The organism is Propioniciclava flava, from assembly GCF_004126535.1.
GTDB classification, from domain to species: Bacteria; Actinomycetota; Actinomycetes; order Propionibacteriales; family Propionibacteriaceae; genus Propioniciclava; species Propioniciclava flava.
Genome location: NZ_PPCV01000001.1, coordinates 212,480 through 234,298, shown reverse-complemented (window position 1 = coordinate 234,298; position 21,819 = coordinate 212,480). Strand labels below are relative to the sequence as shown.

Sequence of the window (21,819 nt, the reverse complement as noted above, 5' to 3'; positions counted from 1 at the left end):
CGGGTCCGCCCGCCGCCTCACCCGTGGGGGTGCAGGCCTGTGTGCGCTGCGGCAAAGGCCAGAAGATCGGTCCACTCCGCAGCGACCTGGGCGGACGGCTTGCCCGCCCCGTGCCCGGCCGCCTGATCGACCCGCAGCAGGACCGGCGCCTCACCGCCTTGGGCTGCCTGCAGCGCCGCGGCGAATTTGTAACTGTGGAGCGGGACGACGCGGTCGTCGTGGTCGGCTGTGGAGATCAGGGTCGCCGGGTAGTGCTCCCCCGGCGTGATGCGATGCAGCGGCGAGTAGGCATAAGCGGACGTGAACCCTTCCGCGGTATCCGGGTCGCCATAGTCGCTCATCCAGGCGGCCCCGATCGTGAACAGGTGAAACCGCAGCAGGTCGAGGACGCCCACGCTCGGCAGCACGGCGGCGAACAAGTCCGGCCGCTGCGTCAGGACAGCACCGGCCAGCAGACCCCCATTGGAGCGCCCGTGCACCGCCAGGTGGTCGGGCGTGGTCACTCCCTGAGCGATGAGATCCTCCGCCACCGCGATCGCGTCATCGAAGACGTTCTGCTTGGCTGCCAACCGTCCCTGCTCGTACCAGGAGGTGCCGAACTCGCCGCCGCCGCGGAGATTCGCCACCGCGAGCGCTCCCCCGGCCTCGAGCCAGGCAGCCCAGCCGGGACGGTAATCGGCCAGGACCGGGATCATGAATCCCCCATAGCCGTACAGGAGCGTCGGACGTGGGCCCACGTGATCGTCAAGGGGCACCGCCAAGAAGTAGGGAACCGCCGTCCCATCGGCGCTACGGGCACGGTGTCGCTGCAGCGTGAAGGCCGGTTCGGGTGGCTCCCGATTCTCCGGGACTAACGCCAAGCGCTCGACCACGACCGGGTCGTCAGCCACGGTGGGCAGGAGCAAGCGATAGGAGGTGGATGGCGTGGTGAGGGTACTCAGCGCCACGAATGCCTCGTCGCGGCCTGGACGCCCCTCCAACCCGACGAGGGCACCGGCCGGCAGTTCCACATCGACGCCGCCCTCGCCCTCGCGTCCGACGTACACCACTGCCGAACTGGCATCGTCGAGATATTCGAGCAGAAGACCGTCCCCCGCCGCGACGGCCCCCGTGAGCGTCGCTCGGGTCTCCGGGACCACTTCGGCGAACTCGATGTCCCCGCGGGCCGCCCAGCCCAGATCGACGGCGACCACGCGCCCCAGCGGAGCTTCAGCATCGGTGCGGAGCACAAGACGCTCCCCATCCAGGCGAAGTGGCTCGTAGGAGGCCTGCGCCACGTCGACGACCTTGATCGGCTTGCCCCAGGTGGTGCGATCCTCGACGGTGGTCAGCGGGTAGACAGACAGACGGTTCGCCCGCGCGGTTCCCGTGGAGATGATCACGATCAGGTATGTCCCGGCTGCCGAGACCCAGCCGTGAGCCATGGTCTGAGGCTCGTGGGGGAAGCTGAGGAACTCCTCGTCGGTTCCGTCCTCGCGACGCACCATCAGGCGCGCCGTTCCCAGGCCGGTGGTGGAGGTTCCTCGGGGGTCACTGGCCTGATCGAAGGTCGTGTAGAGCAGCGAACGGCTGTCGGGGAGCCAGGTCGGCACGGTGAACTTCGCCGTGATCGGTTCACCACGATCCTCGGCGCCGCCAATCTCCCGGATGGCGATGTGCTGCCAGTCCGAACCGGCATCGTTGCGCGCATAGGCCAGGCGGCGGCCGTCCGGGGAGACGGCGAGGCCCGATACTGAACTGCTGCCCGCCCGATCCCACGTGTTCGGATCGAGAAGGACATCCCCACCGGTGAGCAGGCCCTCCAGCGTGTCGGAGTAGAACCAGACCGGCTGGGCCTGGACGCCATCGTGGCGCGACAGGAGGTAGTGCCCCGCCCGCCACACGGGCACTCCCGCACGCGGGCGGGAGATCTGGGCCATCAGCGCCGCAGCAAACCATGCGCGATCCGGCAGGGTCTCCAACGTCGCCTCGGTGAACTGTTGCTGACGACTCGCCCATGCCACGACCTCAGGGTCATCGGCATCCTCCAGCCAGCGATAGGGGTCGGCAACCTCAACGCCGTGGAGCGTCTCCACCACCGGGACGCGACGCGTTGAGGGGCAGGTGAGGGGGCGCGAATCGGGCGCGGACGTCATCGAAGGTCGCCTTCCTTGCTCCCCGACTGCGGCTCACACGCACGCCCAGGAAGCACTGTGGGTCGGAATCCGTGCCCGCGTGACCTCACAGGCACGCCGGAAACGATCAGTGCGTCTCGGCAGAGACCGACCGCCCGGCGAGGAAGCCAAGCTCGACGGCGACCGGGACATCGTTGTGCCCCGGTACCCAAGGAAGGCTGCGCAAAGCGTCGGGGTCACCGGCGAAGGGGGCGGTCCGTCCCTGAGCCATGACCGACCAGCCGGTCGACGTGGACACGTCGAGATCGTCGACCTCGAATGCCACGTCGACCGGCTGGGTCAGTTCGTCCAGGACCGTTCCCTCGGCGATGGTGAAGACGACAGCGTTTCCGACCAGGGTGTAGCTGACCGGAAGGACCTGCAGCCCCCGCGAGGACGCCCAGGCCACGCGGCCGATGCTGCCCTCGCCCAGCAGGCGAAGACACTCGTCGGCCTCGATCGTCACGAAGTAGCCAGGAATCACGTGGGGAAGCTTACAGTTCCCCCAGCCGCCAGTCGCGCACCTCCGGCATGTCCTCCAGGTGCTCGCGGATGTAGTCGTGGTGACGCAAAAGCTGAGCTTCACACCACAGCTTGAGGTCCTCGGCCCCCTTGGGCAGGGACTTGGCGTTGTTGATCGCATCCATGACGAGGTGATAGCGCGACGCACGGTTGCGCACCACCATGTCGAACGGCGTCGTGGTCGTCCCCTGCTCGATGAACCCGCGGACGCGGAACCGATCAGCATCGGGACGCCCATGCATGAGCTGGTGGATGCCGCCGGGGTAGCCGTGGAAGGCAAACACGACATCCTTGGTGTCGGTGAACAACTCGCGGAAGTAGGTCTCGCTCATGCCGTGCGGATGGTCCTTGGGACGACGCAGCGTCATCAAGTCGACCACGTTCACGACACGGGTGCGCATCGCCGGGAGCTTCGCCTTGAGAATCTCCGCGGCGGCCACCGTCTCCATGGTCATGACGTCGCCCGCGCAGGCCAGCACGATGTCGGGGTCGCCGGGGCCGAAGCCTTCCTCGTTGCCCGCCCACTCCCAGATCGAGGCACCGCGCGTGCAGTGCTCGATGGCCTCCTCCATCGTGAGCCACTGGGGCTGCGGTTGCTTGTCCTGCACGATGAGGTTCACGTAATCGGTGGAGCGGAAGCAGTGATCCGCCACCGACAGCAGCGTGTTCGCGTCCGGCGGAAGGTAGACGCGTGCCACCTTCGATCCCATGTTCAGCAGCAGTTGCAGCATGCCGGGGCCTTGGTGGCTGAAACCGTTGTGGTCGTTACGCCACGCCGTCGAGCTGAGCAGGATGTTCAGGCTCGGAATGGACGCACGCCAGGAAAGCTCGTCCGCTTCCTGCAACCACTTTCCATGCTGGATCGTCTGGGAGGCCGACACCATCGCGAAGGCCTCATATGTGGCGAACAGCCCGTGACGGCCGGTCAGGTTGTAGGCCTCCAGCCACCCGTGACAGTTGTGCTCGCTCAGCACCTCCATGACGCGACCCGAACGGCTCAGCTTCTCGTCGTTGGGGGTGACAGCTTCCATCCACGCGCGATCCGACGCCCCGAAAACCGCCCCCAGACGATTGGAGTTGGTCTCATCTGGGCAGTACAGCCGGAACGACTCAGGATTACGCCGGTAGATCTCCTCCATCAGCTCACCCAGCTTGCGGGTGGACTCCAGTCGGTCGGCCGCGCGGTGCTCGACCGGAACCGCCAGGTCGCGGAAGTCCGGCAGGTCCAGCGGCGTCATGAGGCGTCCACCGTTGGCATACGGCGTCCCCGACATGGTCAGGTCCGTCTCCACGGGGTTCGCCGAGCGGACCAGTTCCGTGGGTGCACCGGACGCATCGAAGAGTTCTTCGGGGCGGTAGGAGCGCATCCACTGTTCGAGCATCACCAAGTGTTCAGGGTTGGATTTGATCCCCGACAGCGGCACCTGGTGCGCCCGCCACGTTCCCTCGATGAGCGTGCCGTCCACCTCGTGAGGGCCGGTCCAGCCCTTGGGAGAGCGCAGGATGATCATGGGCCAGCGCGGACGGGTGCCGTCCCATTCGCCGACGCGAGCGGATTCCTGAATCGCGGTGATCTTGGCGTAAGCCTGGGCGAGCGCGTCCGCGAAGCGGTAGTGCATACCCGGGGTGTCGTGCCCGTCTACCTCGATCACGTCGTAGCCGTGACCCTCGAAAAGTTCGCGGACTTCCTCGCGCGGCTTGCGGGACAGGACCGTGGGGGCCGCAATCTTCCCGCCGTTGAGATGCAGGACCGGCAAGACCGCGCCGTCGCGCTCCGGGTTGAGGAAGGAAATGCCCTTCCAGGACCCCTCCAGCGGGCCGGTCTCCGCCTCGCCGTCGCCCACCACGGCAACCGTCAGCAGGTCGGGGTTATCGAAGACCGAACCGAAGGCGTGAATCAGCGCGTAGCCCAGTTCCCCACCCTCGTGGATGGACCCGGGGGTCGTCACGGACGCGTGGGAAGGGATCCCGCCCGGGGCCGAGAACTGACGGAACAGGCGCAGCATGCCCGGCTCATCCTGGGTGACCTTCGGGAAGGCTTCAGTGTAGGTGCCCTCCAGGTAGGACGCCCCGACGATCGCGGGGCCACCGTGCCCGGGGCCGGTGATGTAGAGCGTCTTTTGACCGGTGCGCTTGATGAGGCGCGACAGGTGCGCCCAGACGAACGCCAGGCCCGGGCTGGTCCCCCAGTGGCCCAGCAAGCGCGGCTTGATGTGCTCGGCCTTGAGCGGCTCCTGCAACAGGGGGTTGGCCATGAGGTAGATCTGGCCGACCGTCAGGTAGTTGTTGGCCCGCCACCACGCGTCGATCGCGGCGAGTTCTGATTCGTCAAGGCTGGGTAGCTGGACTGCCATGCCGCAAACGATACTGGGACGCCGCCTTGCAGGGCAGGTTCGAGCCCCGGGTTTGTAGGGGTTGCCGCCAAGGGGAAAGCGCTCGCCGGCTACGAGCCGCCGAGCAGGGCCGCGATCACCAGCAAGGTGCCCACCGACGCGATGGTCGACCAGAACACCACGTCGCGGGCCATCAGTTCGCTTTGGTGATAGCGCGTCGCGATGACATGGACGTTCTGGGCCGCCGGCAGAGCACCGAGCACGACGACGGCGTACAAGTCCTGGCCGGTCAGCCCACACGCCACACCGATGAGCCACGCAGCCAGGGGGTGCCCCACCGTCTTCAACGCCACCACCGTCCACGTCTGCCCTTGGTGCTCGCCCTTGCCGGGGAGCGGGTCGAGGCGCAGTGAGACACCGAAGGCGAGCAGCATCAAGGGGACGGAAATATCGCCGATCATGCTCACCGGGCGCATGACCCACTCGGGCAAGGCCAGCCCGGTCAGGTTGCAGACGAGACCCGCCAGGATGCCGAGGGTGATCGGGTTACGAAACGGCAAGATGAGGTACCGGGCAGGAGCCAGGGCCGTCCCCGTCGCGCGGGCAGCCTGCGCGTCCAGCACCGCCAGGCACACCGGCATGAGCACGGCGACCTGCATCAGCAGGATCGGGGCCATCCATGTGGCATCGCCAAGGAGAGCAAGGGCGACCGGCAATCCGAAGTTGGCCGCATTGGTGTAGGCCGACGCCATGAATGTGACCACGTTGTCGCCGACCCCGCCACGAAACACGAAACGTGCCAGCACCAGTGCCACCCCACCGGTCACGAGGATCGCGAGGGCGCTCACGATGACCGTCCCGGAGAACAGATGGTCCAAGGACGCCCGCGACACCATCGCAAACAACAGGGCTGGTGAGCCGACCGAGAAGGCGAGCATGGACATCAAACGCCGACCCCGGGTGTCGACCAGCCCGCGATGAGCGATCAGCCAGCCGACACCGATGACGATCCAGATCGTCGAGATGCCACCCAGTGCGCCTGCCACGCCGTGAGCCTAACCCGCGAGACCCCGCCCAGTTCCCTGGTTGCCAGCCCAGGCGCAGGTTGGCTGTCCGGAGGAAGTTGGGGTCGGCCTCGCTAGGGCATCGGCCCGCAGACGTGTCTTTCGCGTGGCGCGTACTGCCTTAGGATGACGCGGTGAGTACGGGCACACCACGCAACCATGTCATCGACGTGGCGCGCGCCCTGTCCGTCATCGTGGTCGTGGTCTTCCACACCCTCCTCTACCGCATCAGCATCGTCGACGGTGCGGTCACCCTCATCCCCTGGGCCGCGCCGTCGTGGTTGTATCCGCTGACGTGGGTCTTGATGATCATGCCGCTGTTCTTCGTGGCGGGGGGCTTCGCCAACGCACTGACGGTGGACCGGATGCGACGCGAAGGCACCGGCCTTGGTCACTACCTCGCAGGCCGCGGACATCGACTCGTGGGGCCGCTCTCGGTTTTCGTGACCTTCTGCGCGGTCATCTTCACCGCGGCAGCCTGGCTCGGCTGGTTGGGTGCGGCCGTCGAGTTGAGCCGACAACTCATGCAACTGCTGTGGTTCATCACCGTCTACCTGGTGATCGTTGCCCTGGCGCCCTGGCTGGTTCGGCTGCACGACGCCTACGGAGTGTGGCCCATGATCGCCATGGCGGTCGTGGCCGCAGCCGTGGACGCCTGGTCCTTCCACGTGGGGCGTCCAGAGATCCGCAATCTCAACATGATCGTGGTGTGGCCGCTGGTCCACCAGTTCGGCATCGCCTATCAGCGCGGATGGTGGCGCTCCGGTTCCCGGTGGGCGGCACCCACCGCGATCCTGCTCGGCGTGACGGGCGTCGTGTTCCTGGTCTTCGTCGCCGGTTATCCGCCCACCTCGGTCGGCTTTGCGGACATCCCCTTTGCGAACCTGCAACCCCCCACCGTGGCCATGGCGTCACTCGCGCTCGCCCAATGCGGTGTTTTGGCCCTGATCGAGCGAGCGGGCTGGCTGGCCCATCTCTCGGGGCGCACCGAACGGCTCATCGGGGTCCTCAATGCGGTCATGATGAGCGTGTACCTGTGGCACATTCCCTGCATCGCGGTCGCCGGGGCAGGGCTTCTGCTCCTCACGGCGCTCCTGCCCTCCTTGGCGGGCATCATGCTGTCTCCGCCGGTGCTGGCGCTCGCTGCGCTGGCGGTGGTGGCTGCCGTGGTTCCCCTTCTCGGTCAGCTCGAGCTACGAATGATCCCGCCCTTGGGGCCCACACAAGATACGGCCGGGGCGATCATGGCCTACGGCACGCTCGTCTTGGGTACTTTGCTCGTCTGGCAGTATGGCACCGTGCTCCATCCGACCAGGGTGGGGTCATCGCTTGGGGTGGTCCTCATCTGGGTGGGGTCCTGGCTGATGGGACACGCCGCCGATCGCACCCAAGCGGCGCACCGCACGGGCCGGGCCTTCCTCCGGGCCCGCGACGACAGAAACGGCCGCACATGAACCCGATGACCTGGGATGCTCCCTATCTCGTCGTCATCGCTGCGCTCTTCGTCATCGTCATGCTGCGTGCCAACGGCACCTACTGGGTAGGCAGACTCCTGCAACGCGGCGCCCTGCACACCAGGCTCGCGCGCATCATGTCCACCCCTGGCTACGCGCGCGCCGTCGACAAGGTGACGTCCTGGGGGCCACCGCTGGTGACCGTGTCCTTCCTCACCATCGGATTCCAGACCCTGGTCAACCTCGCCTCTGGGGCGACAGCCATGCCGCTGCGCCGCTACCTGCCTGCGGTATCGTTGGGGAGCCTGTTGTGGGCGTTCATCTACGGGACGGTCGGATTTGCTGGCTTCGAAGCCCTCGCCTTGCTGTGGGAACGCAGCCCCGCCGCAGCCGTCACGCTGGGCGTCGTGAGCGTGCTCGCCCTAGCCGGCTTCCTGGGCTGGCGGGTCCGCGTCGCGCGACGGACGCCGCCCCACGAGCCACCCTCGGCCGTCGCGAAGTAGCCCCGCTCCCGGATGATCGGGGTGGCCTCGGCGCCCCGTACACCAGGCGCCGAGAACTCAAAACAACCGTGAACGCCGACGAGGCTCAGCCTCGTGCTCGGCCGGTTCATCGTCGGCCTCGGGCTCTGCGGGCACGTGAGTCGGATCGAGAACGCGCTGCAGGAAGGCGCGGGTCCGTTCATGCTGCGGATTGCCGATCACGAGATCGGGGTGCCCCTCCTCCACGATCACCCCGTCATCCATGAAGATCACCCGGTCGGCCACCTCGCGGGCGAAGGCCATCTCGTGCGTCACGACCATCATCGTCATGCCTTCTTGCGCCAAGGCCCGCATGACGCCCAGCACGTCCCCTACCAGTTCGGGATCCAGCGCCGAGGTGGGCTCGTCGAACAGCACCATCTCGACATCCATGGACAAGGCGCGCGCGATCGCGACGCGCTGCTGCTGCCCGCCCGACAACTGGGCGGGATACGCCGAGCCCCGATCGCCCAGACCGACCTGCTCGAGGTAGCCCTGGGCGATGTTTTCCGCCTGGGCCTTGTCGATCTTCTTCACCACCGTCTGACCGATCGTGCAGTTCTCGAGCACGGTCAGGTGGGGGAAGAGGTTGAACTGCTGGAACACCATGCCCATCTGACTGCGGATCGCGTCCACGTCGGCGTCAAGATCGGTGATCTCCTCGTTCATGATGAAGACTCGCCCCGAAGTTGGGACTTCGAGCAGGTTGACGCAGCGCAACAGGGTCGATTTCCCCGAACCCGAGGGCCCGATGACGCAAACAACCTCGCCTTGATGGACGGTCAGGCTGATGCCCTTGAGGACTTCGCGTTCCCCGAAGCTCTTGTGCAGGTCGTAGACCTGGATCTCATCCTCGCGGCGGCCGGTGGGGATCGCGTCCGTGGTGGGGGTCTGGCTCATGTCAGCGCGCCTTCTTCTGCTTGGATTCCATCCACCGGACGAGGAACGTCAGCGGCAGGGTGATCAAGAGGTAGCAGAACCCGGCCACGACCAGCGGAGTCAGGTTGCCGTTGCTATTGGACAGGTCGCGGCCGAACTTGGTGAGTTCGAAGGCCGCCGTCGTCAACCCGAGCACGTAGACCAGCGAGGAATCCTTGGTCAGCAGGATCAACTCATTGGTCAGCGGCGGGGTGATGATCCGGAACGCCTGCGGCAAAACGATGCGCCGCATGGAGGTGCTCACCGGCATGCCCAGGCTCCGGGCCGCCTCGACCTGCCCCTTGGGAACCGCCTGGATGCCAGCACGGATGGTCTCGGCCATGTAGGCCCCCGAGACCATGCCCAACGCCGCCCACACCGTGCCGTAGGGATCCAGGGGGAAGCGCAGCCCGGGGAAGGCCACGGGGAGCAGCCCAAAGGCCAGTAGGACGATGATCGCGGGGACGCCGCGGAAGAACTCGATGTAGATGCCCGCGAGCCACCGGTAGGGCGCCACCTGGGACAGCCGCATGAGCGCTAGCACGGTCCCCAGCACCAAGCCGACGACAAAGGCGCCCGCGGTGTAGATCAGCGTGTTCAGCAGATGCTGCGGAATCCCCAGCAGCGTCTCCCCCACCAGATCGGGGCGCAGGAACACGGACTGGACTTGTCGGGCGTCCATCGTGACGATGAGCCACACGATCACCGCGAGGAGGACGGCGTATTGAACCAGGCGGACCGTGCGGGCCCGTCTGCGCGGCGACATACGACGACGCGTGGGGGCTGCGGTTGGCGTGCTCATCGACTACCTCACTGGCTGGAAACGGAAAGGTGCCGGGGCAACGCCCCGGCACCCAGGGGATGTCACTCGGCGGGTGCGTCCACCCCGAACCACTTCTTGTAGATGGTGTTGAAGGTGCCATCGGACTTCGCCGTCTTCAGCACGTCATTGATCGTGGACAGCAGCGCGGGGTTGTCCTTGGAGACATTGAAACCGTAGTGCTCGTTGGTGTCGATCTCCTGGACGACCTTGGTCGAGGTGTTCTCGCGAGCAAAATCGAGCAGGACGCCGTTGTCGTTCAACGTCCCGTCGACCGTCCCGGCGAGGACCGCATTGGAGGCGGTCGGCATGTCGTCGAACACCTTGGTGCTGTAGCCGAACTCGCCTTCGTGCCCTTCGGCGTACACCTTGCCGGAGGTGTCGGTCTGCACGCTCAACACCTTGCCCTTCATGTCCGACAGGCTCGTCACCGGGGAGTCAGTCTTGACCAGAAGGGCCTGCTTCGACGCGAAGTAGGGCGTGGAGAACGGAGCAGCCTTGTCCCGCTCGGGGGTGATCGTGATCGCTGCGGCGCCCGCGTCACACTTCTTGGCGGTAAACGCTGCGCCAGAGGTGATCTGACCAAACTCAATGTCGATGACCTCTTGGCGGACGCCCAGCTTCTTCGCCACGAGATCCATCAGGTCAACGTCAAAGCCGACGATCTTGCCGCCTTCGGTGAACTGGAACGGCTTGTAGGCCAGATGCGTGCACACGGTCAACACGCCCGGGGTCACCAAGGAGACGCCGCCCGGGGTCGTGGCGGCCGCGCCTGAATTGTTGGCGCAAGCGCTCATGGTGAGCGCTGCTGCGGCAGCGAGCGCGGCGACGACGTAGGGCTTCTTCATGAATTCCTCCCAGGGATGACGATGGGGAATCTTCTCATCTCCCCAGGTTCGGTGCCCAACGCTAGCGCCGTGGCGTCACCAACGTGTTACATCGTGTCCCGCACCAGCACACCGGCCGTCGTGTCGCGTCGAGCCGTACGGGATCCGAACAGGCGCCCGTCCAGCAGGGTGTGCTGTGCCAGGGTGGTGGCATGGATGTGTCTCGGCTCCCACTGCCCGCCACCACGCCGTTGCTCGACCTTGCCCGCGAGATTGCCGTGGCATGCGGACGGCTGATCACTCAGGAACGCCCCGCTCATGTCGACGTTGCCGCGACCAAGAGCTCGCCGGTCGATGTCGTCACGATCATGGATCGCCGCTCAGAGGAATTGGCCACGTCCTTGCTGCGCGCCGCACGCCCTCATGATGGGCTGTTGGGCGAGGAGGGCACGTTCGAGGAGGGCGACAGCGGCGTGTCGTGGCTCATCGACCCGATCGACGGGACGGTGAACTATCTCTATGGGATCCCCGAGTACAGCGTGAGTGTCGCGGCCGTCATCGGCGACCCTCGTGGCGAGTTTCGGCCCGTCGCCGGGTGCGTGTACCAGCCCGACCACGAGGAACTGTTCTGGGCTACCGCCGACGGTCCGGCCGTCGCGGTGATCGGCGGACGAGAACGGATCTTGCACGCGAACCCGGCGACTGACCTGAGCCTGAGCCTCGTCGCCACAGGGTTCAGCTACCGCGCCGAGGTGCGCGCGGAGCAGGCGCAGATCCTGACGCGCATTCTCCCTGCCGTGCGCGACATCCGCAGGCACGGCTCGGCGGCGCTGGAGTTGTGTTCGGTGGCCGCGGGCAGGCAGGACGCGTACTTCGAGCGGGGGCTCAACGCGTGGGACCTTGCTGCCGGCTGGTTGATTGCCGAGCGCGCGGGAGTCACCGTGCGTGGGCGTGCGGGCGGTGTCCCGAACGCGGATCTGCTCCTGGCAGGACGAGACTCCACCCTCGACAGTCTGGAATCACTCCTGGGCTGAGGCTCTTACAGGCGCTGACCGCGGACGGCGTCGCGGGTCTGGGTGAGCAACGCATCCAGGTCACGCCCTCGGCGCTGCGCGGTGAGGACGAACAGGAAATCGACCACCGCGAGTTGCGCCATCCGGCTGGCCAGTGCCCCGACGCGGAGTTCATCTTCGCGGGCACTGATGGCGAGCACCAGGTCGGCTGCACGGCCGATGGGCGATTCAGGATCCCCCGTGACCGCAACCAGCAGCGACCCTTGCTGCCGGGCCAGTTCCATGCCCCGATGGACCTCAGCGGTCCGCCCGGAGAAGGAGAACGCGATCACCACGGATGCGGGAGCCGCTAGCGCAGCGAGGGAAAGCTGCATGTGCGTGTCAGTGGAAAAGACGCTGACCAGCCCGATGCGCTGGAGTTTTTGATTTAGATCGCTGGCGGCCAGGGCGCTGGCCCCGACGCCCAACAGCAAGGTGGGTCGCCCTTCGGCGATGGCGTCGGCGACGCGCACGAGACCCTCTTCGTCGATGAGGCGTCCGGTCTGCTCGATCGTGCGGGCCTCATGGAAGGCCAACTTGCCGATCAGGTCGCCTGGCGAATCGTCTCCGTCGAGGCGACCGTGGGAGAGCCCTGACTGTTCACGCTCGAGCGTGCGCCGTGTGAGTTCCTGGGTCAAGGAGACCCGAAGGTCGGGGAATCCGGAAAACCCCAGCGAATGGGCCAGGCGGACGACACTGGCCTGGCTCACCTTGGCCTCACGAGCCAGGGAGGCGACCGTGGCGGCGCTCGCCGCGTCCGGGTCCGCGAGGATCGCCGTAGCCACGGCCTGCTCGGCCGGGCGCAGGTGCTCCTTTGTGGTGCTGATGCGGCCCAGGATGTCCATGGCCGTCTCCTTCCTCGGGGGAACTCCAGTGTGTCCCGAAGTCGATTGTGTTACAACGCTTCACACAGGCGTGCAACTGTGTAAGGATGCGTCGCATGATCGATGCAGGCATCACCTCCCCCACGACGGAGGCGCGCAATCCCGGCTCCGCCCATCTCGACGAACTGTCTCCGCTCGCACTGCTCACGCTCATGAACAACGAGGATCGTGGCGTGGCCGACGCCGTCGCCGACGCGCTGCCCGCCATTGCCGAGGTGGTCACGCTGGCCACCGAACGGCTCAGCCAAGGCGGACGGCTGATCTACGCCGGAGCAGGCACCAGCGGACGCCTCGGCGTCCTGGATGCGGCCGAATGCCCGCCCACCTTCGGCACCCCACCCGGTCAGGTCGTCGGCGTCCTCGCGGGCGGTCACCAAGCCATGTTCGAGGCCGTCGAAGGCGCCGAGGACTCCGCAGAACTGGGTGCCAGCGACATGAGGGCCCTTGCCGTGGGGCCCCACGACGTGGTCGTCGGCATCGCCGCGTCCGGTCGCACCCCCTACGTCATCGGCGCGCTCGACCACGCTCGTAGCGTGGGCGCGGCCACGGCGGCACTGTCCTGCAACGCCAACGCTGTCATCAGCAAGCACGCCCAGGTCGCGATCGAGGTCGACAACGGGCCCGAGGTCTTGACCGGATCGACCCGCCTCAAGGCAGGAACCAGCCAAAAAATGGTGCTCAACATGATCTCCACCGCCACGATGGTCGGGTTGGGGAAGGTGTTTGGGAACCTCATGGTCGACGTTGCCCCCACCAATGAGAAACTGCGCGACCGCGCGCAGCGGATCGTCATGGCTGCCACGGACTGCACCCGCGAGACCGCTCGCGACGCCCTAGCCGCCGCCGACAACCACGCCAAAACAGCCATCGTCATGATCTTGTGCGGAATCGACGCCGCGCAGGCCACCCAGCGCCTCACCGACCATCGTGGATTCGTCCGCGGGGCCGTCGGCCGCCCCTGAAACACCTCACCGTCCACCGAGAGAAGAACCTGAAGGAGATCGCCATGGACTACAACGCCCTCAGCCGCGACATTTTGTCCGCGGCCGGGGGGAACGACAACATCGCGTCGTTCACCCACTGCATGACCCGGCTACGGCTCAACGTCGCCGACCCCGATGCCGTCGACGTCGACCGCATCAAGCAACTCGACGGGGTCTTGGGGGTCGTCCCCGGCCAACAGGTCCAGATCGTGGTCGGGCCGGGCCACGCTGACCGCCTCGATCAGGCCTTCGCTGCGGTGAGCAGCGCCTCCCACGTCAGCTTCGATGACGAGGACGAGGACGAAGAGGACGCCGTCGCATCCCTGCTCGGGGGCGGTGATCGCGTCCGTGACGTGGCCTCCGAAACCCGCGCCAAAGTGAAGGCCCGCCAAAACACCGGCGTCCACGCGGTGTTTAGGCACATCGGCAACATCTTCATCCCGGTCATCCCCGGCTTCGTGGCGGGCGGCATCATCGCGTCCATCGCGAACTTCTGGAAACTGGCCGATCCGACCATCGTCAAGAACCCGTGGTTCCTGGCCTTCGCCGCCCTGGGTGCCATCGTGACCGGGGCGCTGAACTTCATCGTCGGCCACAACACGGCCAAGGAGTTCGGCGGGACGCCCGTCCTGGGCTTCATCGCCGGCGGCGTTCCCTACATGACTGCCCTGGCCGGTATCGCAGCCGTCAAGGGTGCCGACGGATCGATCACCACCCCCGCGCAGCCGCTGGTCCTGCCCCTGTTCGGGCAACTCAGCCCCGGGTTGGGTGGTGTCATCGGCGTCATGGTGACGGCCTGGGTGTTCACCCTGATCGAGAAGCAGCTACGCAAGGTGATCCCCGCGTCGCTCGAACTGTTCATCATCCCGGCGCTCACCGTGATGCTCGGCGCCGTCGCGGCCGTCATCATCATCATGCCGCTGTCGGCGCTGCTCATGCAGGGCCTCACGTGGCTGCTGGTGGACTTCGGTCTCAAGCAAGGCGGCGTCATCGGTGGCTTCCTCATGTCGAGCCTGTTCCTCCCGATGGTCATGCTGGGCGTCCACCAGGGCCTGACGCCCCTGCACGCTCAACTCATCGCCGATCACGGGTTCACCGAGCTTTTGCCGATCTTGGCGATGGCCGGTGGCGGTCAAGACGGCATGGCGATCGCCGTGTGGCTGAAGACCAAGAGCAAGAAGCTGCGCACCATCATCAAGAGCGCCCTCCCGTTGGGGTTGCTCGGCATCGGCGAACCGCTGATCTACGGCGTCTCCCTGCCCTTGATCTACCCGTTCATCACCGCCTGCCTCGGGGCAGGCTTCGGCGGGGCTTTCATCGCCTGGGGCATGCAGCAGGGCGGCAGCTTCGGCGCCCAAACCCTGGGCCTGTCCGGGCTGTTCATGACCGGCGTCATCACCCCCGGGCACTGGTTCTGGTACCTGGGCGGTCTGGGGATCGCCATCCTCATGGGCTTCGTGTTGACCTACTTCTTCGGATTCAAGGAGAAGATGGTCGAGCGGCTCGGCTGAGTTCCATCCTCGGGGGTGGGTCGCAAAAGCGGCCCACCCCCTCCGCATCTCTCCCTGTGCCAGGAGGTCCCGTGTTCTTCTCCCTCTACCCCACCGACCCGCCCGACGTTCGCGATGCGGTCGTCGCCGCAGCCCGCGATCACTCGCAGGAGCATGCGGTATTCACCTCGCTGCACATCCCCGAGGCGCAGCGCCTCACGGCCTTCGTGGACGATCTGCGCGACCTGCACAAGCGCGAAGGCCTCACCTTCTGTGCAGACATCTCCCCCGTCACGTTGCAGCGACTGGGTCTGGGGCTAGAGGATCTGGGTCAACTGCGCGACGCCGGGGTCCGCTGGGTTCGCATCGATTTCGGTTTCGCCCCCGACGAGATCGCCCGCATCGCGCTCACCGGTGGATTCCGCGTCGCCGTGAATGCCTCGACCGTGACCGACGCCGAACTAGACGCGCTCAGTGGTGTCGATCTCGTCGGATGGCACAACTTCTACCCCCGCCCAGAGACAGGCCTGACCACCGAGTTCGTTGCGGCGCAGAATGCACTGTTTGCCCAGCGCGGACGAGACGTGTTCGTGTTCCTGCCCGGGGAGCGAACGTTCCGCGCCCCCTTGCATCTGGGATTGCCCATGTTGGAAGAACACCGGCACCGCAACGCCTACGTCACCTACCTGCACCTCGCCGACGCCTTCCCGACGGCCCACCGCGTCTTCGCAGAAGGCGTGCCCCACCCTCAGCACCTGGCGTGGATCGAGCACTTCGAGGCGACCGGGGAGGTCACTGTGCCCCTCACCGGGATCACCCCGGCCGCGTCGACGCTCCTGGAAGGAACCTGGCGCGTTCGCATCGAGCAAACTGGCGTCTCCGAGAGGCTCGAAGGCACCCGTGGGCTCACGCCCCCCACAGAATGGATCAACGCCGACTATCGCGAACGCGGCAGCCTCCAGATGGACCTGGATTCCTACGGGCGCTACGCGGGCGAGGTGCACCTCATGCTGCGGGACGCACCCCTCGACCCACGCCAGGCACGAATCGCCGACATTGCCGCCCCCTACCGCGGTGTCGTCGATCGCCTTCGCCTGACGCGGACCGTCCGCTTCGTGACAGCCCCATGAGCTGCCCACAGGTCGTCCGCGAGGTCCTTTGGCTTGCGCAGGGCCAGGCCTAGACTCGACCCACCCCGACCGTCCCGGCCGGCGGCACCACCACGCCCAGGAGTGACATGGCCGACATCGCGATCCGTAACCATCCCGAAGCGCAACGCTACGAGATCACCCTCGACGGCCACCTGGCCGGGTTCGCCGACTACATGCTCACCGACGGGCTCATCACCTTCACCCACACCGAAATCGACCCGGCCTACGAAGGACAAGGGCTGGGCTCACAGTTGGTGCGCGCGGCACTGGACGACGTGCGCGCCACCGGAGAACGGACCGTTTTGCCGCTGTGCCCGTTCGTCAAGGCGTGGATCCAACGTCACCCCGACTACATGGACCTCCTGTACGGGCAACAGTCCTAAACCCGGGACGCCATCCCCGCGCGTAGGCCCCGGCCCGCGCCCGTGGCCCTGAGATCGTGAACCCGCGTCGGGCCCACGCCCCGGCATGACAGTGGCCCCCGAACCTCATCGGTTCGGGGGCCACTGCGTTGACTGACTAGCTGCAGCCGCTCGTGGAGCCGCAGCCCTCGCAGACGTAGCAGCTACCGGAGGGGCGCATCTTCGTGCCGCAGGTGAGGCACAGCGGTGCATCCACGGCGTGCCCGGTGACCCGCTCCATCAACTCGGCCGTCGTGTGCGCACCACTCAGGTCAGGTGCCACCGCCAGCAGCGTGGGCTGGTTGGGGCCCGACTCATCGAACCGCATGTCGTCCACGGCGTCGTTCTTCAGCGACTCCGACTCGATCAGTTCCGCCTCGTCCTCCTCGGACAGGTAGGAACCCGTCTCGACATAGCGGGCCCGCTCCTTGGCGGTGTAGATGCCCAACTCAGACCGCTCATCGAAAGACAGGTAATCCAGCGCGAGCCGCTTGAAGACGTAGTCGATGATCGACTGAGCCATCCGCAGATCCGGGTCGTCGGTCATGCCCGCCGGCTCGAACTTCAGGTTGGTGAACTTCTGGACGTAGGTCTCCAGCGGGACGCCGTACTGCACGGCGATCGAGATGGCGATCGAGAAGGCGTCCATCACCCCGGCCAGGGTCGAGCCCTGCTTGCCGAGCTTGAGGAACAGTTCGCCCAAGCGACCGTCTTCGTACTCCGAACTGGTCATGTAGCCCTCGGCCCCACCGACGCTGAAGGACGTGGTGCGCGAGAGACGCGTCTTGGGCAGCCGCTGGCGACGTGGCCGGTACTCGACCCGGACCTCAGCTGCGGGCTCGGCCTTGTCAGCCTTGCTCTCTTCCTTCTTCTTGCCGTCACTGAGGGGCTGGCCGACCTTGCAGTTGTCCCGGTAGACCGCCAGTGCCTTCAGGCCCAGCTTCCAGCCCTGCAGGTACACATCGGCAATGTCCTCCACGGTTGCCGTCTTCGGCAGATTGACCGTCTTGGAGATCGCCCCGGACAAGAAGGGCTGCACGGCCGCCATCATCCGCACGTGTCCCATCGGCTTGATGGCACGTTCCCCCATCGCGGTGTCGAAGACCTCGTAGTGCTCGGTCTTGAGCCCGGGAGCACCCACGACGTGGCCGTTGTCGGCAATGTAGGCAACGATCGCCTCCGCCACCTCGGCGGAATAGCCCAGCTTGTCCAAAGCACGCGGGATCGTCTGGTTGACGATCTGCATCGACCCACCGCCGACCAGCTTCTTGAACTTCACCAACGAGAAGTCGGGCTCGATGCCGGTGGTGTCGCAGTCCATCATGAAACCGATCGTCCCGGTCGGGGCGAGCAGTGACGCCTGCGCGTTGCGGAAGCCGTTCTTGGCACCCAGATCGACGACCTGGGCCCATTCGGCGGTCGCCGCGGCCTGCACCGGAAGGTCGGCCGCCTCGGTCAGCGTCAGTTCGTCGTTGGCGACCTGGTGCTTGCGCATCACCTTCTGGTGGGCGGAGGCGTTCGGCGCGTAGCCCGCATAGGGGCCCACGACGGCGGCGAGTTCGGCCGAGCGGCGGTACGCGGCACCCGTCATCAGCGAGGTGATCGCGGCCGCCAAGCCACGGCCCCCTTCGGAGTCGTATCCGCGGCCCATGGCCATCAGCAGCGCGCCCAGGTTGGCATACCCGATCCCGAGTTGGCGGTAGTCCCGCGTCGTCTTCGTGATCGCCTCAGTCGGGAAGTCGGCGAACGTGATGGAAATGTCCATGGCGGTGATGATCAGCTCAACGGCCTTGACGAACGTCTCGGTGTCGAAGGTGTCATCCTCGCGCAGGAACTTCAGCAGGTTCAGGCTGGCCAGGTTGCAGGAGCTGTTGTCCAGGCTCATGTACTCCGAGCACGGGTTTGAGGCGGTAATCGGCCCCGTGACCGGGTTGGTGTGCCAGGCGTTGATCATCCCGTCGTACTGGATGCCCGGATCGGCGCACTCCCAGGCCGCCTTGGCGATCTTGGTGAACAGTTCGCGAGCATCGACGGTCTCGATGACCTCCCCGGTCATCCGCGCCCGCAACCCGAACGGCTTGCCTGCCTCGACGGCCTCCATGAAGGTGTCGTTGACGCGCACAGAGTTGTTCGCGTTCTGGTACTGGACCGAGACGATGTCCTTGCCGCCCAGGTCCATGTCGAACCCGGCGTCACGCAGGGCGCGGATCTTGTCTTCCTCGCGCGCCTTGGTCTCGACGAACTCCTCGATGTCGGGGTGATCCACGTCCAAGACGACCATCTTTGCCGCGCGCCGCGTCGCGCCCCCGGACTTGATCGTTCCTGCGGACGCGTCGGCGCCGCGCATGAACGACACCGGCCCTGAGGCGGTCCCGCCCGAGGAGAGGAGTTCCTTGCTGGAACGGATGCGGCTCAGGTTCAAGCCGGCGCCCGAGCCACCCTTGAAGATGAAGCCCTCTTCCTTGTACCAGTTGAGGATGGAGTCCATGGAATCATCCACCGACAAGATGAAGCAGGCGCTCACCTGCTGAGGGCTCAGCGTCCCAACGTTGAACCACACCGGCGAGTTGAAGCTGAACACCTGATGCAGCAGCATCCACGTCAGCTCTTCCCCGAACACGTCCGCATCTGCGGGCGTAGCGAAGTAGCCGTTCTCCTCGCCTGCCGACTGGTACTTGCCCACGACGCGATCGATCAGCGTCTTGAGGCTGTCCTCACGTGCGGGGGTACCGACGGCGCCCCGGAAGTACTTCGTCGTGACGATCGTGGAGGCGTTGACGCTCCAAAAGTCCGGGAACTCCACCCCCTTTTGCTCGAACACGGTGGCGCCGGTCTTCCAGTTGGTCTGGACGACGTCGCGTCGTTCCCACGTCACCTCGTCGTAGGGGTGCACCCCGGCGGTCGTGAAGACTCGCTCGATGGTGAGACCCTTGCCCTTCGCGGCTGCCTTGCGGGGCGCCTGCTTGGTTGCGGTCACTCTTCCTCCTGTGTTTGACGCGCGTGCGTGTCTGTGTGGTGATGCCGATGGAAAGAACAAACGATGTGGGGTGGTCGATGCGACTCAGAAGAGTTGGTCGACCAGGGGCTGCGGTTGCGGGGTGAGGGCCGGGGACGCTGCTCCGCTGGCCTTGAGTTGCTCGATGGCCGCCTCAAAATCCTCCACCGATTCGTAATGGTGGTAGACGCTGGCGAACCGGAGATAGGCGATGGCGTCGAGGGCGCGAAGGGGACGCAGAATCGCGAGGCCCACCTCGTCGGCCTCGACCTCCCCTTGGCCTGCGGCCCGCAAGGACTCCTCGACCTGCTGCCCCAGCTTCGCGAGATCCGTCTCGGACACAGGACGCCCCTTGCACGCCTTCCGGACCCCGGTAATGACCTTCTCGCGGGAGAAGGGCTCCATGACGCCGGATCGCTTCACCACGACCAACTGCATCTGCTCCAGCGTCGTGAATCGCTTCCCGCAGGAACGACATTCACGGCGCCGTCGAATGGAGCTGCCGTCCTCCGCGACTCGCGAATCCAGGACCCGGGAGTCCTTATAGCGGCATGCTGGACAGTGCATGACTCCCCTCCTCCCAGCTTTTCTCGCGTGCGCCTCACCATGAGTGATGGTGATCGTTGATGTAGGGAACTCAAAGGGCCCTTAACCACTACCTGTGGGTTAGGCGGCCGCTCATCGCCACTACATGTAGAGGTTAGGCCGATCGCGAGACACAATCAACCTCGGCGCGCCGCCGTGTCGCTGCCACGAAAAACACCCCACCCCGAGTATGGCTGCGGGATGGGGCGTCAGAACGTGGCGTGGCTACCACCTCACAACGGCGGCGTAGGCGCGACGCCGCCGCGATAGACGGGAAGCGTGCCAGGCTTCACCTGGCTGCCCCCTGCACCAGCACGGCAACGGCCGGGGCCGGTTGCAATGGGGCGTCACTGACAGCGAAGAACGCGGACACCAACGTGATCACCATCGCGACGCCCAGCCCCATGACAGCGCAGACCATAAGGAGCAAGGCCCTCGGCGTCCAGTGGAGGTTGTCCAAGTCGACGCTGACGACGGGCGTGCCTGCGCCACCTTGGCCGCCGCCGGTGGGTGTTGCGGCGCCCCTCACCCATGAGTGGCGCGCGGGACCCAGCGGGCGCCTCGCGGCGTCGCGATGCGGGGCCACCGTCACGCCTGGCTTGCGCGCAGGTGCGATCCGGACCCGCGAAGCAGTGGGGTAATCGAGCAGCTGTGCGGTCATGGTCACTCCTTCTTCGGCGACGCCCATCGAACGTCTGTTCGAACAGTATTATCGAACACTCTTACGATTGCAACGGTTTCGGCGTGCGTGCCGCCCCTCGTTTCCTCGACTCACAGCCTGACCGCCCCCTCTGACACTTTGGTTCACGACGCTCCGACACGGTCGAACAGGTGTTTGATTGATCCGCCGAGGTGCCCTAGGTTGCTGGTATGGCGAAGAAGGACGGTGGCGAAGGCGACGCGACGACCCCGCGACGGAACCGGCGCGGTCGACCCAGCGAGGACGATCTCGCCCAACTCGGCGTGGTGCACTCCCTGCCGGATGGCCCTGCCGACGCGCACGGGCTGACGTTGCGGCAACGCCTCATCCTGGAGACGATCCAGGCCGCCATCGCGGAGCGGGGCTACCCTCCGACCATCCGGGAGATGGGCGAGGCGGTCGGCCTGGCCTCACCGTCCAGCGTCACGCACCAGTTGAAGGCTCTTGAGGCCAAGGGATTCTTGTCGCGCGACCCCAAGCGTCCGCGTGCGCTGGTGGTTCACCTGCCTCGCAGCGAGCACGCCGCCGCCGAGGTGGCGTCCGCCAGCGATCCCTTCGAGGGCGACGTCCATGTCTCCCGCTCGGTCGACGTCCCCGTCGTGGGCCGTATCGCCGCCGGTGGTCCCATCTTGGCCGAGCAACACGTGGAAGACGTCTTCCCCCTCCCCCGCGACCTCGTCGGCGAAGGCACCCTCTTCTTGCTCGAGGTGCGGGGCGACTCGATGATCGACGCCGCGATCTGCGACGGCGACTACGTCGTGGTGCGCCAACAGCCCGACGCGAACAACGGCGACATTGTCGCGGCGATGATCGACGGCGAAGCGACCGTGAAGACCTTCAAGCGGACCTCCGATCAGGTGTGGCTCCTGCCTCACAACGAGGCCTACGCGCCGATCGACGGAAATGAGGCCACCATCCTGGGCAAGGTAACCGCCGTCCTGCGGCGCGTCTGAACCGGACGCCCGC

The 21,819-nt window shown here is 66.2% G+C and carries 19 protein-coding genes; 8 read left to right on the top strand and 11 right to left on the bottom strand.

The window, feature by feature from the left end; all coding sequences use genetic code 11:
* Window positions 1-17: 17 nt before the first annotated feature.
* The 4 genes from C1706_RS01065 to C1706_RS01050 form a co-directional block, all read right to left on the bottom strand.
* Entirely contained in the window at window positions 18-2,135 is a 2,118-nt protein-coding gene (locus C1706_RS01065; RefSeq protein ID WP_129457357.1) for a prolyl oligopeptidase family serine peptidase, read from the bottom strand.
* Window positions 2,136-2,241: 106 nt separating this feature from the next.
* Entirely contained in the window at window positions 2,242-2,637 is a 396-nt protein-coding gene (locus C1706_RS01060) for a pyridoxamine 5'-phosphate oxidase family protein (RefSeq protein WP_164987372.1), read from the bottom strand.
* 10 nt (window positions 2,638-2,647) lie between these two features.
* The gene (locus tag C1706_RS01055; protein ID WP_129457355.1) at window positions 2,648-5,029 is read right to left on the bottom strand and encodes a phosphoketolase family protein; all 2,382 of its coding nucleotides are present in this window, start codon (window positions 5,027-5,029) and stop codon (window positions 2,648-2,650) included.
* Between the two features lie 89 nt (window positions 5,030-5,118).
* Window positions 5,119-6,054 carry an AEC family transporter gene (locus C1706_RS01050; RefSeq protein WP_129457354.1) on the bottom strand — a complete coding sequence of 312 codons (936 nt, stop codon included), beginning with the start codon at window positions 6,052-6,054 and terminating at the stop codon, window positions 5,119-5,121.
* A gap of 152 nt (window positions 6,055-6,206) precedes the next feature.
* Here C1706_RS01050 and C1706_RS01045 point away from each other — a divergent pair, with 152 nt between their 5' ends.
* Together C1706_RS01045 and C1706_RS01040 are read left to right on the top strand one after the other, a co-directional pair.
* Window positions 6,207-7,526, top strand: a complete 1,320-nt coding sequence (locus tag C1706_RS01045; protein ID WP_129457353.1) for an acyltransferase family protein — start codon at window positions 6,207-6,209, stop codon at window positions 7,524-7,526.
* On the top strand, window positions 7,523-8,029 hold the full coding sequence (locus C1706_RS01040; RefSeq protein WP_241653354.1) for a DedA family protein: 507 nt from the start codon (window positions 7,523-7,525) through the stop codon (window positions 8,027-8,029). The genes C1706_RS01045 and C1706_RS01040 overlap by 4 nt, the downstream gene beginning before the upstream one ends.
* A gap of 57 nt (window positions 8,030-8,086) precedes the next feature.
* Here the strand turns inward: C1706_RS01040 and C1706_RS01035 are convergent, their stop codons facing one another.
* From C1706_RS01035 to C1706_RS01025, 3 genes are all read right to left on the bottom strand, one after another.
* Complete coding sequence (locus C1706_RS01035; protein ID WP_129457352.1) at window positions 8,087-8,947, bottom strand: amino acid ABC transporter ATP-binding protein; 861 nt, start codon at window positions 8,945-8,947, stop codon at window positions 8,087-8,089.
* Between the two features lies 1 nt (window position 8,948).
* Entirely contained in the window at window positions 8,949-9,767 is an 819-nt protein-coding gene (locus C1706_RS01030) for an amino acid ABC transporter permease (protein ID WP_129457351.1), read from the bottom strand.
* Between the two features lie 62 nt (window positions 9,768-9,829).
* Window positions 9,830-10,633, bottom strand: a complete 804-nt coding sequence (locus C1706_RS01025; RefSeq protein ID WP_129457350.1) for a transporter substrate-binding domain-containing protein — start codon at window positions 10,631-10,633, stop codon at window positions 9,830-9,832.
* A 191-nt stretch (window positions 10,634-10,824) separates the two neighbouring features.
* Between C1706_RS01025 and C1706_RS01020 the strand changes: the two genes are divergently transcribed.
* A complete protein-coding gene (locus C1706_RS01020; RefSeq protein ID WP_129457349.1) occupies window positions 10,825-11,646 on the top strand; it encodes an inositol monophosphatase family protein in 822 nt (273 codons plus the stop codon).
* Between the two features lie 5 nt (window positions 11,647-11,651).
* Here C1706_RS01020 and C1706_RS01015 read toward each other — a convergent pair whose 3' ends face one another.
* A complete protein-coding gene (locus tag C1706_RS01015) occupies window positions 11,652-12,509 on the bottom strand; it encodes a MurR/RpiR family transcriptional regulator (RefSeq protein WP_129457348.1) in 858 nt (285 codons plus the stop codon).
* A 98-nt stretch (window positions 12,510-12,607) separates the two neighbouring features.
* Between C1706_RS01015 and murQ the strand changes: the two genes are divergently transcribed.
* The 4 genes from murQ to C1706_RS00995 all read left to right on the top strand — a co-directional run bounded on the left by murQ (window position 12,608) and on the right by C1706_RS00995 (window position 16,555).
* Window positions 12,608-13,510 (top strand): N-acetylmuramic acid 6-phosphate etherase, encoded by a 903-nt coding sequence (gene murQ, locus C1706_RS01010; RefSeq protein ID WP_431830680.1) that lies wholly within the window; start codon window positions 12,608-12,610, stop codon window positions 13,508-13,510.
* A 44-nt stretch (window positions 13,511-13,554) separates the two neighbouring features.
* A complete protein-coding gene (locus C1706_RS01005; RefSeq protein WP_129457346.1) occupies window positions 13,555-15,042 on the top strand; it encodes a PTS transporter subunit EIIC in 1,488 nt (495 codons plus the stop codon).
* Between the two features lie 71 nt (window positions 15,043-15,113).
* Window positions 15,114-16,151: a MupG family TIM beta-alpha barrel fold protein gene (locus C1706_RS01000; RefSeq protein ID WP_164987371.1), complete on the top strand. Its 1,038-nt coding sequence runs from the start codon at window positions 15,114-15,116 to the stop codon at window positions 16,149-16,151.
* A 107-nt stretch (window positions 16,152-16,258) separates the two neighbouring features.
* On the top strand, window positions 16,259-16,555 hold the full coding sequence (locus C1706_RS00995) for a GNAT family N-acetyltransferase (RefSeq protein ID WP_129457344.1): 297 nt from the start codon (window positions 16,259-16,261) through the stop codon (window positions 16,553-16,555).
* 136 nt (window positions 16,556-16,691) lie between these two features.
* On the opposite strand, the gene C1706_RS00990 is transcribed toward C1706_RS00995, so the two are convergent.
* The 3 genes from C1706_RS00990 to C1706_RS00980 form a co-directional block, all read right to left on the bottom strand.
* On the bottom strand, window positions 16,692-19,550 hold the full coding sequence (locus C1706_RS00990) for a vitamin B12-dependent ribonucleotide reductase (protein ID WP_129457343.1): 2,859 nt from the start codon (window positions 19,548-19,550) through the stop codon (window positions 16,692-16,694).
* 84 nt (window positions 19,551-19,634) lie between these two features.
* On the bottom strand, window positions 19,635-20,135 hold the full coding sequence (nrdR, locus tag C1706_RS00985) for a transcriptional regulator NrdR (RefSeq protein ID WP_129457342.1): 501 nt from the start codon (window positions 20,133-20,135) through the stop codon (window positions 19,635-19,637).
* Between the two features lie 307 nt (window positions 20,136-20,442).
* A complete protein-coding gene (locus C1706_RS00980; RefSeq protein ID WP_129457341.1) occupies window positions 20,443-20,814 on the bottom strand; it encodes a hypothetical protein in 372 nt (123 codons plus the stop codon).
* Between the two features lie 209 nt (window positions 20,815-21,023).
* Here C1706_RS00980 and lexA point away from each other — a divergent pair, with 209 nt between their 5' ends.
* Window positions 21,024-21,806, top strand: coding sequence for a transcriptional repressor LexA (lexA, locus tag C1706_RS00975; RefSeq protein ID WP_129457340.1), 783 nt, complete (start codon window positions 21,024-21,026; stop codon window positions 21,804-21,806).
* Window positions 21,807-21,819: the final 13 nt, after the last annotated feature.